The 15,713-nt window shown below is 50.1% G+C and carries 13 protein-coding genes; 5 read left to right on the top strand and 8 right to left on the bottom strand.

Annotated features, from left to right (window positions below):
- Window positions 1–128 precede the first annotated feature (128 nt).
- The 3 genes from chvE to RGU75_RS14710 form a co-directional block, all read right to left on the bottom strand.
- Window positions 129–1,190, bottom strand: coding sequence for a multiple monosaccharide ABC transporter substrate-binding protein (gene chvE, locus RGU75_RS14720; protein ID WP_322240544.1), 1,062 nt, complete (start codon window positions 1,188–1,190; stop codon window positions 129–131).
- A gap of 929 nt (window positions 1,191–2,119) precedes the next feature.
- On the bottom strand, window positions 2,120–4,174 hold the full coding sequence (gene ppk1, locus RGU75_RS14715) for a polyphosphate kinase 1 (protein WP_322237107.1): 2,055 nt from the start codon (window positions 4,172–4,174) through the stop codon (window positions 2,120–2,122).
- Window positions 4,175–4,347: 173 nt separating this feature from the next.
- Window positions 4,348–4,656 (bottom strand): DUF1272 domain-containing protein, encoded by a 309-nt coding sequence (locus tag RGU75_RS14710; RefSeq protein ID WP_322237105.1) that lies wholly within the window; start codon window positions 4,654–4,656, stop codon window positions 4,348–4,350.
- A gap of 312 nt (window positions 4,657–4,968) precedes the next feature.
- Here RGU75_RS14710 and RGU75_RS14705 point away from each other — a divergent pair, with 312 nt between their 5' ends.
- Both RGU75_RS14705 and RGU75_RS14700 read left to right on the top strand, forming a co-directional pair.
- Window positions 4,969–5,307, top strand: a complete 339-nt coding sequence (locus tag RGU75_RS14705; RefSeq protein ID WP_322237104.1) for a YnfA family protein — start codon at window positions 4,969–4,971, stop codon at window positions 5,305–5,307.
- A gap of 79 nt (window positions 5,308–5,386) precedes the next feature.
- On the top strand, window positions 5,387–5,701 hold the full coding sequence (locus RGU75_RS14700; RefSeq protein WP_322237102.1) for a hypothetical protein: 315 nt from the start codon (window positions 5,387–5,389) through the stop codon (window positions 5,699–5,701).
- A gap of 143 nt (window positions 5,702–5,844) precedes the next feature.
- Here RGU75_RS14700 and RGU75_RS14695 read toward each other — a convergent pair whose 3' ends face one another.
- On the bottom strand, window positions 5,845–6,849 hold the full coding sequence (locus RGU75_RS14695) for a sodium:calcium antiporter (protein WP_322237100.1): 1,005 nt from the start codon (window positions 6,847–6,849) through the stop codon (window positions 5,845–5,847).
- Window positions 6,850–7,430: 581 nt separating this feature from the next.
- On the opposite strand from RGU75_RS14695, the gene lpxO reads away from it, so the two are divergent.
- Window positions 7,431–8,333 carry a lipid A hydroxylase LpxO gene (lpxO, locus tag RGU75_RS14690; RefSeq protein ID WP_322237098.1) on the top strand — a complete coding sequence of 301 codons (903 nt, stop codon included), beginning with the start codon at window positions 7,431–7,433 and terminating at the stop codon, window positions 8,331–8,333.
- Window positions 8,334–8,396: 63 nt separating this feature from the next.
- Here the strand turns inward: lpxO and fahA are convergent, their stop codons facing one another.
- The 3 genes from fahA to RGU75_RS14675 form a co-directional block, all read right to left on the bottom strand.
- The gene (gene fahA, locus RGU75_RS14685) at window positions 8,397–9,674 is read right to left on the bottom strand and encodes a fumarylacetoacetase (RefSeq protein WP_322237096.1); all 1,278 of its coding nucleotides are present in this window, start codon (window positions 9,672–9,674) and stop codon (window positions 8,397–8,399) included.
- 83 nt (window positions 9,675–9,757) lie between these two features.
- Complete coding sequence (gene hmgA, locus RGU75_RS14680) at window positions 9,758–11,131, bottom strand: homogentisate 1,2-dioxygenase (RefSeq protein WP_322237094.1); 1,374 nt, start codon at window positions 11,129–11,131, stop codon at window positions 9,758–9,760.
- 18 nt (window positions 11,132–11,149) lie between these two features.
- The gene (locus RGU75_RS14675; RefSeq protein WP_322237092.1) at window positions 11,150–12,538 is read right to left on the bottom strand and encodes an aromatic acid/H+ symport family MFS transporter; all 1,389 of its coding nucleotides are present in this window, start codon (window positions 12,536–12,538) and stop codon (window positions 11,150–11,152) included.
- A gap of 160 nt (window positions 12,539–12,698) precedes the next feature.
- Here RGU75_RS14675 and RGU75_RS14670 point away from each other — a divergent pair, with 160 nt between their 5' ends.
- Window positions 12,699–13,616: a LysR family transcriptional regulator gene (locus RGU75_RS14670; protein WP_322237090.1), complete on the top strand. Its 918-nt coding sequence runs from the start codon at window positions 12,699–12,701 to the stop codon at window positions 13,614–13,616.
- 101 nt (window positions 13,617–13,717) lie between these two features.
- Here the strand turns inward: RGU75_RS14670 and RGU75_RS14665 are convergent, their stop codons facing one another.
- Window positions 13,718–13,999, bottom strand: coding sequence for a TonB-dependent receptor (locus tag RGU75_RS14665; RefSeq protein ID WP_322237088.1), 282 nt, complete (start codon window positions 13,997–13,999; stop codon window positions 13,718–13,720).
- A gap of 179 nt (window positions 14,000–14,178) precedes the next feature.
- Here RGU75_RS14665 and istA point away from each other — a divergent pair, with 179 nt between their 5' ends.
- Window positions 14,179–15,702, top strand: a complete 1,524-nt coding sequence (istA, locus tag RGU75_RS14660; protein WP_322240175.1) for an IS21 family transposase — start codon at window positions 14,179–14,181, stop codon at window positions 15,700–15,702.
- Window positions 15,703–15,713 lie beyond the last annotated feature (11 nt).

The raw sequence follows: 15,713 nt of genomic DNA, 5'->3' as shown, positions 1-15,713 counted from the left end.
ATCGTACGAATCGGCACTTGCGACGGGTTCAGTACCGACATCAATACCGCATCCATTCAGCACCGCAGAATCGAATGGAGAAGCAACTCTCCTATCGAAACCACGGTTCTTCGCGCAGGTTTATTACTTTATTTAATTTGCGCTTCGGTGTAATAACCGCTGCCAGTGACCAATACTTGCTTCCAGTTAGACGCATCAACAACGACCGGCTTCAACAGGAACGCAGGAACAACCTTCACGCCATTGTTATAGGTTTTGGTATCGTTGATTGCCGGTGTCTTACCGCTTAACACAGCATCAACCATGCCGACCGTCACCTTGGCGAGTTCACGCGTATCTTTAAAGACCGTTGAGCGTTGCTCGCCGCGGATAATTGATTTCACCGATGGGATCTCGGCATCTTGTCCTGTGACGACAGGCATTGGTAGTTTTGGCGTGCCATATCCGACACCTTTCAACGATGAAATGATACCGATACTCAAGCCATCATATGGCGACAAAACCGCATCTACCCGTGCGTTTGTGTAATACGCGCTCAACAGATTATCCATACGCGCCTGTGCAACTGCACCATCCCAACGTAGCGTGGAAACCTTTTCCATGCCCATCTGCTTGCTACGAACAACCAGCTTGCCGCTATCGATATATGGTTTCAAGACTGACATCGCGCCATTGTAGAAAAAGAAGGCATTGTTATCATCTGCCGAACCGCCGAAAAGCTCAATATTGAATGGACCCTTGCCATCTTTTAAATCGAGCGCTTTGACGATATAACCGGCTTGCAGTACGCCAACCTGAAAGTTGTCGAAAGTGGCGTAGTAATTAACGTTTTTGGAATTGCGGATCAAACGATCATACGCAATAATCTTGACGCCCTTGTCGGCGGCTTTTTGCAGTACGTCGGACAGCGTTGTGCCGTCAATTGATGCGATCACCAGGACTTTTGCGCCTTTGGTTACCATGTTTTCAATTTGCGCCAACTGATTCGGGATGTCATCTTCAGCGTATTGCAAATCGGTCTTGTAACCTTTTTCTTTGAAGACCTTGACCATATTGTCACCATCAGCGATCCAGCGCGCTGAGGATTTTGTCGGCATTGAAATACCGACCAATGCTTTTTCCTGCGCGCTGGCCTGCGATGCAACGCCAATTAGGCCTATCATCAATCCTAGAATCGTGGATTTAATCATCTTCACAACTTGTCTCCTTTAGTTATTGTGGTGCTGCGAGTATTAAGTACGACGAACCTGCTAGTGTTAGGTCAAACGACAACGGTGATGTGCTTTCTACAGCAACCTCGCCCGGCGCCAATCAGCACACTTTTTTTATTATCGCAAAATAAGGTAGCACGGCTTTGATGGAATACCTTTCCCAAACGCATCTTAACCTTTTCAATGCCAACCTTTTTAACAACTTCACCCGTTATAGTACGAATGTTAGCGATATCAAACAAATGAATTTTTTTACAAATTCAATATTCATTTTGATATCCAGGGCTCAGTTCGCCCCCAGAGATATAGTGCAACTGTGAGCGACCTGATTACTCTAGCCAAAAGAAAAAATACGCGCTTATTGGCTAAATCTTGGCATAGTGTAAAAATTCCTGGGCGCTATGACCAATCACTTTTTATTCATAAGTGATATCTATTTTGGTATCACTAGATTGCGCGCTGACTGAATAAAATCAACGGCAGAGTGACATCCGAGCCATTAATTTATTCACGGGGTAACGAGCGTATGGAAAACGTCGCCGATTAGGAGTTGCTGGAACACGAATAGACACGCGGTATGAATGGCGCTAGCGATGGTAAGGAATATTCCTATCCATCCAAGCTTGCTCTCAAAGGTGGCGTGGGTGTTGTTGCGATTTTTTGATACGTAATATTTCGTGTTTCTCAGTTACGCGATACGTAGACTTTCAGAATATAGATAGAGTCGCGCAGGTATTTGACACGATCAACCGCAGAACGCGGCGCTAAGTCAGGCGGACTACGCAATATATCTCTTAATACCAGACGATAAAGAGAGATTCCTCTCCATCAATTTGACATCGCATGGAAACGAACTAGACTTGACTCAAGCAATGAATGCGCTTTTTACGCAACTAATTGAAGCGCGCTCAAAACCGCGCCAACAAATCAATCTGACTCACTAATGGCTCTGCATCACCCGGCTTCACTTTTTTGTAAGAGCCATCACTCGTCATATCCCATGCTGAGGCATTATCTTGCAGATGTATCAGCAAACTTTCTTCAATGACCCGGCGCTTCAACTTACTGTCAAGAATCGGAAATGCGGTTTCAATGCGGCGGAATAAATTGCGATCCATCCAGTCGGCGCTGGACAGTGTCACGTTTTCCTCACCGTCTGCATAAAAATAGAAGACCCGATGATGCTCTAAAAAACGGCCAATAACGGAACGCACGGTGATGTTATCCGACAAGCCGGGAACACCGGCTTGCAGCGCACATACGCCGCGAATAATCAGCTGGATTCTTACCCCAGCTTGTGAGGCCTCGTACAAAGCGGCGATGACGGTTGGTTCCAGTAATGCGTTCATCTTGGCAATGATGTAGCCCTGCCGTCCGGCTTTGGCAGCGTCGACTTCCTTCTGAATGGCCTTGAGAATATTCGCGTGTAACGTAAAAGGCGATTGCCACAAACGCTTAAGCTGAACTTGCTTGCCGAATCCTGTCAGTTGCTGAAACACGTTATGGACGTCTTCGCACATTTTGTCATCACTGGTCATCAGACCGAAGTCCGTGTACAAACGCGCAGTCCGGGAGTGATAGTTGCCTGTACCAAGATGCACGTAGCGCTTGAGTTTGGTGTGCTTGGCATGTTGTTTTCGGCGTACGATCAACAGCATCTTGGCGTGGGTTTTATAACCGAAGACCCCATATACAACATGTGCGCCGACTGCTTCCAGTTTGGCAGCCCAGCCGATATTGGTTTCTTCATCAAAGCGCGCCATTAGTTCCAGCACGACAGTCACTTCCTTACCGTTTTTTGCTGCTTGCATCAACGCATTCATCAGCGCCGATTCATTACCGGTACGATAAATAGTTTGCTTGATGGCCAGCACATCGGGATCAATTGCTGCCTGCTGTAACAGTTCCAGAACCGGCTGAAAACTCTCGTAGGGATGATGCAACAAAACATCATCCTGATCAATGACATCAAACACCGACGATCCGGTAAAGAACGACTTTGGCAGCACTGGTGTGTGCGGTACAAACTTCAAATCGGGGCGATCAACCAAATCCGGTAATGGCATCAACCGGACCAGATTGACCGAACCATTGACGCGATAACAATCGGCTTGCTGCAAACCGTTTTGGTTCAGTAACCGTAATACTAACGATGCGGGGATATCATCCCCAACCTCCAGACGCACCGCATTGCCAAGTTGGCGAGTTGGGAGTTCGCCCTGCAATGCCAGCCGTAAATCGGTGACTTCATCTCCATCCACAAACAGATCGCTGTTACGGGTCACGCGGAATTGATAGCATCCGCCGATAGATAAGCCGGGGAATAATTCACCCACGAAGCATTGCATGAAGCTGCTTAACAGAACGAAGCCATAAGGATGACGCGACAACTCTTCCGGCATGCGCACCAATCGCGGTAACGCGCGCGGTGCCTGAACGATGGCAAGTTCCGGTTCGCGACCAAAGGCATCTTTGCCGCTCAATTTGACGGCAAAATTTAAACTCTTGTTGAGTACTTTGGGAAAAGGATGCGCTGGGTCAAGACCAATCGGTGTCAATACCGGCAGCAGTTCCGTTTTAAAAAATTCGTGCGCCCAGGCGCGCTGCTTTTCGTCCCAATCCGACTCTGCGTAAAAAACGATTCCCTCAGCATTGAGCGCAGGCAATAGCACATCGTTAAATAGCGCATATTGGCGAGCGACCAGTTTTTGGGCGCGCTCGCTGATGACCGTGTAAGCCTGTTGTAGCGACATTCCGTCTGGCGTCACGCCATCGATCGATTCGCGCATTTGTTCCTGCAAACCCGACATACGAATTTCAGAAAATTCATCAAGGTTGCTGCTGGTGATGCATACAAAGCGCACGCGCTCGAGCAAAGGCACGTTTGAATCTTCCGCTTGGGCCAACACCCGCTCATTGAAGGCAAGGACGCCGAGTTCGCGATTTAGTAGAGGAAAGGTCATATTTTTCAATAAATCGTCATCGGGTGGTGGACCAGCAATCTGCCTGAATCGCTAGTCGGAGGTATTGCTCATCATAATCGGGCAGATTGTAATGTTCGATTGTGACGAACCAATGACACGTAAAAAAGGAGCCCGCGCCCATACATGCCTGTCCATGTTATCCCTGTTTAGGACTAACGTTGCTCCGGTGGGATTGCTTTGATTGTAGCGGCAAAGCGCGCATGCACCTCAGCATCGACCGGCCTGTGCTTAACCTCGGTTTTTGCCGGATCGGTCCCGAGGAAATTACCGCCCTTGCGGTTTGTTGCCGGTCTGATCGGTCGATGAACAAAGCCGCCGCCACAATTTGGACAGACATTCTCCAGAACGTTATCGACGCAGGATGCACAAAAGGTACATTCATAGGAGCAAATACGTGCGTCAAGTGAAGCCGGAGGTAATGCTTTGTTGCAGTGTTCACAGGTGGGTCTGAGTTCCAGCATCGTATCTCCTTTTGTTATTAAAGAGCAGTTGAGGGGTAACCAAGAGGTGATTAAGAGGCTAGTAAGAAGCACTTAAAGCGTAATTTTTATTAGTGTATGCCGTTCAACACCCACCACGAATATACCGAAACTGTGCAGGTTAAGCCACAGGATAAGTTACTCCGCTTTGGTCAGCGAAACGACACCGTGCGTGTACCAATAGATTGGCTTAAATCGGCAAAAAACAAAATACACCCTTAAAAATTTGCCGTACCGTATACTCCTCCCCTACCATATAAATAACGCCAATCCTGGTCAGGGAAATTTTCCACCATGCTTTTGACTGCATTCGTAAAAACGTTTGGATTATTTTTTTTAACCGCCGTTGCCGAGATACTCGGCTGCTATCTGCCAATGCTATGGCTCAATGGCAAAGGTTCAGCGTGGTTGCTACTTCCAGCGGTCGTTAGTCTGGTCGCGTTCGTCTGGTTGCTTACACTCCATCCCATTGCCAGTGGTCGCGTCTACGCTACCTATGGCGCGGTATATATTTCCACAGCTATAGTTTGGTTATGGAGTATAGATGGCATTACGCCACGTTGGAGTGATGTACTGGGTGCCGGACTAGCATTGAGCGGCGCAGCCATCATAGCCATGGGGTCGCGCGCCTAGTTCGTATGTCCTTGGAAAACGGTCAAAATCAGGTCATCACAGTTTTCCGAAAAATCAAAAATTCACCAAGAAAATTCACATGAAAAAACAAATTATCCGTATCGCCCCGCTGCAAACCGCCAAGATATTAGCTGTTCTTTATTTTGCCATCACCTTACTGCTCATGATTGTGTCGGCTCTAATTACGTGGATCGAGCTGGATTTCCGCGCATTCCAATTGTCCCGATTGATCCTTTCGACACCGATTCTGTACGCGCTATGTGGTTTTGGTTGTACGCTGTTTGGCGCGTGGGTGTACAACACGGCAGCGCAACGCATAGGTGGAATTGAATTTGAAACCAAAGAGATTAACGTGGCGCGAGATGAAATCAATACCGGAGTGTCGGAAATCTGAAGCACCGATGATGCGAGGATCATAACGCGCCTCAAGACCACGGGCCTGAACAGAGCGAGGCCCCTCAAGTCCCTAGCGCTCACCCCCCTGTAAATAGTCAACATTTAACGACGGCTCAAACTAGCTTAGACAAATTATGACCATTAACGTACACCAATAATCGCCAGGCCCGCTGCAAATATCAGATACAGTCCGCCAAACATTGCCAGCCGACCACCCGTCAACACCTGTTTGCGCAACAGCACATACAATCCTGCGATTGACACCATGGTGATCGTTCCGGCCCAAATAAGCGCGGTATCCAGCATCCATGGCGTGAAGATTAATACCAATGCGGTGGGAATCGTCGCTTGAATCATCATTGCACCACTAATATTACTCAGCGCTAATGTCTGTTTACCTTGTCGCACCCAGATCACCGCATTTAGAATCTCTGGCAGTTCAGTCGCAATCGGGCTCAGCAATAAAGCCACCAAATGGGGGGAAATACCAAGCCATGGCGCCATTGCCTCAAGCTGCGCCACAAATAGCTGTGAACTCAAAAAAATGACGACGAGCGCAACTATTGTCTGCAATGCAGCCCAGCCAAGTCCCGGTTGTGGATCGTTTGGGCGAAATTTCAGCGGATCAAGATCGTGAATCTCCACATCGGCGCTATCCTCTTTGCGGATCTCGCCCCAAATATAAGTGCCGTATGCCAGCAGAAACAACAAACCGAGCCACGGCTTGAAGGTGAACGCGAACAAACCAAGCAAGACCTTCAGGACAAAAATTCCCATGAACCAGGCTTGGTCGCGACTTAATCGGGCGCCATCGGTTGCGGAAAGTAAGATGCCTCCAATTTTTTTGCGGTTCAGAATAAACATCAAGCCGACGACTGCATAAGCAATCGTGCTCAGCGCCAACGGGCCACCAAGGGCAGCGCCAACGCCGATATCTTTATGCGCCGCATCGCGACCAAACACCACCGCTACAAAAGTAACGACAGTTTCTGGTAATGCCGTGCCGAACGCAGCCAGCACAGTACCGACAGCGCTTTGGGCAACACCCAAACGACGTCCTACCCATTCGATACTATTGACGAAATACTCACATGACAAATAAATAACAATTGCTGAGCCCAGCAACAACGCAATGGTTAATATCATGCCGATACCTCGTGCCAGACGATAGCCTGATCAGCGGAGAGTGAAATGCGTGATAAATTGGAATGACCAACAGGAAAATAACGAGACTTGCACATAAAGGAGTTCCTGAGGGCTGGGCGCTGACAAATGGCGCAGCGCCCCCGCCCAGCCGGGTAAGGACATTGCACCAAAGGTCTTGCCACACCTGACGGTCTCGTATGCCATGACGATAAGCGTCAAGTATGTTGACATACGCTCATTGCAACAATGACTCGCTCTACGCTAACTTTAAGTCAGGCACGGCAGCGTCAATCTATCGCAAGAAGGCTACTCCCCAAAGGAAGCGCCGATATTATCATTAAAATTCACGGTCTGGCAATCGTCCAAATAGGTTTGCCGCCATTCATTGCCATTCTATTTGCCCATAAATGGTCATAAACGAGGAAAAATAGTCACAAACGGCTAAAATGTCGACTAAATGCATTTCAGGCTGACTTCTTATTGTTTTTTTGCTCATTGATACTTAACGTTAGCGCGCCTTCCTGAGTGCCTCCGACGTTGAATAATCGTGAAGCAGTTTTTTTTGATTGGAGCACATTGTCATGAAATGGGCAGTGATTAGCATTTTTCTTTTATCCATTATTTACGTCCACTTCCGCGGCAAGGTACGGTTACCGTTTTTTCGTCAGTTGTTCGACCATTCGTCGATCATGGCACCGTTGAATATTTTGATGTACATGTTTTCCAAAGTGCCGACCAACACGGCTTATCTGCCAACCAGCGCTTTCAGTGACTTGAAAATTCTGGAAGACAATTGGGAAACTATTCGCGACGAAGCGCAAGCCCTGATCGGAATGGAAAAAATCCGCGCTGCGGCGAAGAACGACGACGCCGGTTTTAACTCATTTTTTAAAGCTGGCTGGAAACGTTTCTATCTGAAATGGTATGACGCCAGCCATCCATCGGCTGAACAGTTTTGTCCGAAAACGGTCGCGTTACTGCGCCGGACACCAAGCGTAAAAGCTGCCATGTTTGCAGAACTTGGACCGGGCGGAAAACTGAATTTGCATCGCGATCCATTTGCTGGATCGATGCGCTATCATCTTGGTCTTATTACGCCGAATGATGATCGCTGTTTTATTGAGGTCAATGGCGAACGCCATAGCTGGCGTGATGGTCAGGGTGTCGTATTTGACGAAACATTCATGCACTGGGCGCATAACGGTACCGACGTCAATCGCATCATCATCTTCTGCGATATCGAACGCCCGATGAAGTATGCGTGGGCGCAGGCTGTCAACCGCTGGCTTGGCCGCCACATGATGAGCGCAGCTGCATCACCGAATGACACAGGAGATGAAACCGGCGGCATTAACAAGCTGTTTCGCTTTGTCTGGGCTGCCGGACAATACCGCAGAGCGCTCAAAAAGTTTAGCAAGCCACTCTATTACGTGATCAAATTTGGGTTAATAATCGGCGTCATCGCTGCCATCATCTGGTTATAAAAGATCCTCACATAAATGTTTGTTTGGGCACGAAGCATCGTGCCCAAGCCTCCCAAATCCGCTTTACCGCGCTGGCAATATCTTGCCGGTGACCTGACCAAAACCAACGCGATAGCCGTCACCCTGACACCATCCGGTCATGCTGATTGCATCGCCATCCTGAATAAAACCGCGTTGCATGCCATTTGCCAAGATCAACGGCTTCTGCCCGTTCCGCGTCAATTCCAGCAGACTACCGAACGCGCCTGATGCGCTGCCACTGATGGTGCCAGAGCCCATCAAGTCGCCGACTTTAGTATTACAGCCGGATACAGTGTGATGCGCCAGTTGTTGCGCCATGGTCCAATACATCGCCTTAAAATTGGTCTTACAAATTGTTTGTCCCGAACCAGGCTTCCCCTCGTCCTCTATGGGCGTCAACGTCACTTCGAGAGCAATGTCATAGGCATTATCGGTCTGTTGCTGCAAGTACGGCAATGGTGTCGGTTGCTGCACAGGACTGGCAACACGGAACGGCTCCAGCGCTTCCATCGTCACCACCCAAGGTGAAATCGAGGTGCCGAATGATTTACTATTGAACGGTCCCAGCGGGACATATTCCCACTGCTGTAAATCGCGGGCGCTCCAATCATTAAGCAATACCATGCCAAAAATATGTTGCTCCGCCACGTTGATATCAATCGGTTCGCCCAAAGCATTTGGCTGCCCGATCAAGAAACCGGTTTCCAGCTCAAAATCCAGCTTGCGGGATGGTGCAAAAATCGGGGCATCAACATCTGGCAGTTTTAATTGTCCTTTTGGGCGATGCAATGCGGTTCCACTCACCACCACTGAACTGGCGCGCCCGTTGTAGCCAATCGGGATATGCAGCCAGTTTGGTAACAAGGCATTTTCTGGATCACGGAACATTGATCCGACATTGGTAGCGTGTTCTTTCGACGAATAGAAATCGGTGTAACCGGCGATTTCCATCGGCAAATGTAAAGTAACCGCATCTTGCCGCAGGAATGCAGCAGCACGCAACGTCTGATCATCACGTAATAGCGGATTGTCATCACGCAACAAATGGCTAATGAGCTCACGCGTCGCGCGCCAGGTCGCATGCCCTAGCGCCACAAATTGATTTAAGCTACCGCTAAGAAAAATCTCCGATGGCAACGGCAAGAGATCTGCGTCTGCCAGAATCGCCAGATCCAATACTTGGTCGCCAATGGCGACGCCGACGCGCAAGGTCGGATCTTCTAGATTGCTAAAGATGCCAAACGGCAAATTTTGAATAGGGAAATGGCATTCTGGTGATGTCTCAATAAAAGACTTCAGCGTTGGGTCATTGGGTTGCATAAGAACTCCCGTTTAAATTTATATAGTGCATTTCGTCATACCGTCACCCACATTAAGCATGACTGTCAGTCCGTAAAAAAAACTCAAGGCTGTCCATTAAAATTCTTTTTCAGACCATCCCAGCAAGCCAGATAATCTTTCTGTAAAAGTGGCGACTCTAGCGCAAAATGCGTCGGATGAATCACGTATCGACTTTCAAACATAAAGGCCAACGTATTGTCGATTCGATGCGGCATCAGTGTCGCGTTGCTAGCGTTCTCAAAAGTTGTGGCATCGGGGCCGTGGCCACTCATGCAATTGTGCAGACTACCGCCGCCCGGGGCGAAGCCTTCGGCCTTGGCATCATAAGCGCCGTGCACCAATCCCATGTATTCGCTCATGACATTACGATGAAACCAAGGTGGCCGGAAAGTATTTTCGGCCACCATCCAGCGCGGGGGAAAGATTACAAAGTCCACATTAGCGGTTCCTCCAGTATCCGATGGCGAGGTCAAGACCGTAAAAATAGAAGGATCAGGATGATCGAAACTGACCGTATTAATCGTATTAAAGCGACTCAGGTCATACTTGTAAGGCGAATAATTGCCATGCCACGCGACCACGTCCAGCGGTGAATGGTCAATCGCGGCAGACCAACATTGCCCGCCAAATTTTGCCACTAACTGAAAATCGCCTTCCCTGTCTTCATAGGCGGCCACTGGCGTCTGAAAGTCACGGGTATTGGCTAATCCATTTGATCCAATCGGGCCTAATTCGGGCAACTCAAATTGCGCGCCATAATTCTCACAAATGTAACCACGCGCTGCGCCATCCGGCAGCACCATACGAAAGCGCACACCACGCGGGATCACCAAAATCTCACCCGGCTTGACATCCACTATGCCGAACTCGGTATGCGCCAGCAAACGGCCTTGCTGCGGTACGATCAACAATTCGCCATCAGCATCATAAAAAAATCGATCGTACATCGAACGATTCGCGACGTATATGTGGATTCCCATACCCGCTTGCATCGACGTATCACCGTTTCCGGCAATGGTCACCAAGCCATCAATAAAATCGGCCGGTTGATCGGACGCTGGCAACGGTAAAGGGTCCCAGCGCAGCTGGTTGGGCGACGCCGCCACCTGGTTAAAAGGCCCACTGCGCAATAAGGGATGATCACACGGCTCAAAGGCATGATGCATCACGCCCGGCCGAATGCGATACAACCAGGAACGACGATTACGCGCGCGCGGTGCGGTAAACGCCGTGCCGGATAATTGCTCGGCATAGAGGCCGTACGCTACTTTTTGTGGTGAATTTTGGCTGGCGGGCAACGCGCCGGGTAAAGCCTCTGTAGCGAAGTCATTACAAAATCCGGATTGATACCTGAGCACGCCGGCATCTTCAGGATCTGTTTTGTGAATTGCGTCCTGCGTAGATGCGTGCAATGGCTCGGCAATTGGTGTTGACATGCGTACTCTCCTTACGATTTATGTGGCGCGACTAGTGGATTGCCCCGCATTGGCGCTGGTTGATTGACGAAGGGAGTTGTTTCCCATCAATATCAGCATCAGCGCCGAAACGAGTGCCGGTACTGCCAAGACGATAAAAATCGTGCTGTTCGGCCAGTTAAGGCGTATCAATTCACCACCCAATACCGGACCCACAATCGAGCCAATCCTTCCGATTCCGAGACTCCAACCGATACCAGTCGAACGCAATGTGGTCGGGTAATACGTGCCAGCCAACGCATTTACCGCAGGTTGACCGCCAACAATACAAAAGCCAGCAACAAAAATACTTCCAAATAAGAAAATCAACGATGCCTCGGGACGTCCAATCAAGGCCACGGCGATACCGGCAACGACGAACACTGGAATCAACACCCGGCGAAAACTCGAACGGTCAATTAGTTGTCCCATAATCAGCGTCCCGAACGTGCCACCGATCTGTAGCGCGGTGCCAGCCAATACCGCGTTCGCCGTCGATAATCCAGCGTCTTTTGCGATGGTGGGCAACCAGTTTGACAGAAAATACAAATTCACGAGATTCATGAAGTTGATTACCCATAGCAGGATCGTGACCTTTGCCCTGCCCTCCTGAAAAAGTTGCAGCATCGGTGCGCCTTTACCTGCTTTTTCGTTCACCACGTAACGGGTATCAGCATCTATGTGGATGTTTGGATCAATCCGACGCAACCACTTGCCGACCTGATCTAGCTTCTTACCGCGCAGCACCAAAAACTGCATTGATTCTGGCAGCAGAAAAATCATCAGCGCACCAATAACCAACGGCACAACGCCGCCAACATGGAACACCGATTGCCATCCGAAACGCGGAATCAGGTATGCCGACAACAGCCCGCCCAGCACCGCACCCAACGTAAAGCCGCAAGATACCAGCATCATCAATGTCACACGTTTGCGTAGTGGACTGTATTCACCCGCCAGCGCCATCGCGTTCGGCATAATCGCGCCCAGCCCCAAACCGGTGACGAAGCGGATGATTTCCAACTGACCGATGGAAGTTGCCATCGGCGTCACTAGCATGCAGATGGCAAAAAATAACGTCGCTGCGATCAATACCGGACGCCTGCCAATCCGATCGGCCAAAATACTAAACGTCAACGAACCGACTAGCATTCCGAACAAACCAGCCCCAAAAACCGGTCCAAGATGCGATTTCGCAATACCCCAATCCTGAATAATCGCGGGCGCTACGTAGCCCATGGCCTGCACATCAAAACCATCAACGATCAGACACAAGCCGCACAAAATTAACATAATCGTTTGAGGAACGCCGATTTTGCTGCGGTCGATTAAGGCAGGAATATCTAACTGGCGGTGGACGCCATCAGGCGATGATGAGGCTAATGTCATGAATACGGTCTCCGAAAAAAGTGTTGTCTGTCGGATCATTAGCGCCCGACCTACCCATATTATGCACATTTTTCATTTACAAAATAATAGGAAATATTTAAAATCATTATTTAGATTTATTAAATAATCCCTAATCAGTCACCAACCAATTACGCTTCCCATGGACCGACTCGAATCATTGCGAATATTCTGTCACGTCGTTGAGCTCAATAGCTTCAGTCGTGCAGCACAGCAACTAGAACTCTCAAACGGCTCAATTACCAATCATATCGCCAGTCTTGAACGGCATTTTGGCGTCCGCTTGTTAAATAGGACTACGCGTAAAATTTCTCTGACCGATGACGGACATCGCTGCTATCAAAGTGCGCAACGATTGCTGGGCGACATGATGGAGCTGGAAGACGCATTACAAGGTTCCAGGGCGACACCACAAGGCGTGCTGCGGATTGACGTGCCAACCGTGATCAGTCGCATTTATCTTGCGCCAGCGCTATCGCGCTTTACCGCGCTCTACCCCGATCTAACGGTGCGCATGAACGTCAGCGACCGGATGGTCGATATGGTGGAAGGCCGGGGCGATATCTGGATGCGGATTGGTGAATTAAAAGATTCCAGTATGGTGGCGAGACGGATCTATCAAACAAAAAATATGTGCTGTGCGTCGCCGGATTATCTTTCACAGCATGGCACGCCCGAGACACCACAAGATTTGGCGCGCTTCAACTGCCTATCCTTTATTCATCCAAATACCGGCCTGAACGTTCCATGGACCTTTAACAAAGGCAAGCAACACGTTGAATTGAATCCGCAAACAAGTATTTCAATCAATCACGCTGAGTCGCTGATTCATGCAGCAACCAGCGGTGCGGGTATTGTTCAGTTACTTTCGCTGTCGCTACACCCGCAGATACGAAGCGGACTGTTGACCCCGATTCTCACCGACTGGAATACGTCTGGCCCGCCGGTATCGGTCGTGTATCACCACAGTCATCAGCTATCGGTAAAAGTCCGGGTGTTTGTCGATTTTGTGACGGCGTTATTTGCAGAAGTTGAAGCGGCTGATTTAGCTTCTGCATAGATCACTCATCGTGACCTTCTACGCATCATGGCGATTAACATAAAAAATAGCGATGCCGGAAGCATCGCTATTTAATTTTATTCACACCCTACCGTTTTAGATCAGAAATTAAATTCCGCACTAGCCCGCAACGTCCGCGGCGCGCCCTGAATCAGGAAGCCATTCCAGCTACCTAACCAATATTTCTCATTGGTCAGGTTATCCAGATTCGCCCTGAAAACAACATCCTTGCCGCCGACTTTTACCTTGTAGCGTGCGCCAATATCAACCAGTTGATAACTACCGATTATGTGCGCGTTATCGCTTTCCAGCGCTTGATTGCCGACATAGTGGGTATTCTGGCCGATCGTGACCACCGATTCTGGTCTATCGTGACCGACCATTCTGGCGCATCGTGACCGCTCATTCCGGTCTATCGTGACCGATTTCAAGCCCGACCAGAATCGGCGGTCACGATAGCAGAATCATCGGTCACGATACCGGAATGGTGTCGTACAGCACCGTGATGATGTTACGCATAGAGCAACCGAACGGGTACGCTTCCAGTTTGTCTGGAGACAACGTGCCCGTACAAAGGATCACTATGCGTAAGATAAAAGACGTATTACGTTTAAAACTGGATGCCAAACTATCGCACCAGCAGATTGCCGCAGCACTGGGGATTTCAAAAGGAGTCGTCACCAAGTATGTCGGCCTGGCCGCCGTTGCCGGTTTGGACTGGTCGGCGGTGCAAGATGTAGACGACACCGAGTTGGCGCACCGGCTTTTGGTCACGCCAGAACGGACCCGAGACCATGTCCAGCCAGATTACGCCAGGCTGCATCACGAACTGCGGCGCAAGGGGATGACGCTGATGTTGCTATGGGAAGAGTATCGTGCCGATTATGCCCAGCACCAGACCTATGCCTACTCACAGTTCTGCGTGAATTACCGGCAGTTTGCCAAACAGCTCAAACGCTCTATGCGCCAGATTCACCGGGCTGGCGAGAAACTGTTCATTGATTATGCTGGTCCGACTATCGGTCTCACTGATGGTAGCCGTGCCCACATCTTCGTCGCTGCTCTGGGCGCATCGAGCTACACCTATGCCTGTGCTACGCCGCGTGAGACGATGGCCGACTGGCTCACTTCGACAGCGCGTGCGCTGCGCTTCTTCGGCGGGGTACCGCAGTTGATTGTTCCCGATAATCCGAAGGCTATGATCGCCGACGCCAATCGCTACGAACCACGCAGTAACGACACCGTACGCGATTTTGCGCGCCACTACGGCACCTCCATCTTGCCAGCCCGTCCGCGTCATCCTCAGGATAAAGCGAAGGCCGAATCAGCAGTGCAGATCGTCGAGCGCTGGATCATGGCGCGTCTGCGACATCAGCAATTTAGCAGCGTCCACGAGGTCGATGTCGCCATCGCACCGCTGCTGAGCGTACTTAACGATAAGCCGTTTCAGAAGCTACCCGGTAGTCGCGCCAGTGCGTTTGCCCAACTCGATGTCCCGGCGCTACGGCCTTTGCCATTGCAATGTTATGAGATGGCGCATTTCAAGACTGTCAGGGTGCATAACGATTACCACGTTGAGATCGGCCGCCATCACTACAGTGTGCCGCAAGCCCTGGTCGGTCAGGTGCTGGAAGCCCGGATGACAGCGACGACAGTGGAAATCCTGCATCGCGGTCAACGTGTCGCCAGTCATCCGCGCAACAGTGGCGAAGGCGGGTTCACCACCGACACCCTGCATATGCCGGTGGCGCATCGTGCGCAATTGGAATGGACGCCACAGCGACTGATTCACTGGGGACAGACCATCGGTACGGCGACAGCGGAGGCGGTGACGCGTCTGATGGCCGAGAACAGACATCCCGAGCACGGCTACCGTGCCTGTCTTGGTCTGCTGTCATTGGCCAAGCGCTACGGCAAGCCACGTCTTGAAGCAGGATGCATGCTGGCCTTACAGCTCGGTGCCTGCCAATACCGCCACGTCCGTGACATTCTCAAAAATAACCGTGATCGCACACCGTGTGCCCCAGTTGGCGATTGGGTCAGTCCTGACCATGCCCATGTGCGTGGCCCTGATTACTATCAATGAGGATGTCAACG

This window comes from Glaciimonas sp. CA11.2 (assembly GCF_034314045.1).
Lineage (GTDB): Bacteria > Pseudomonadota > Gammaproteobacteria > Burkholderiales > Burkholderiaceae_D > Glaciimonas.
Note: the sequence above shows the minus strand (reverse complement) of the source record. Positions and strands in the feature narration are given on the sequence as shown.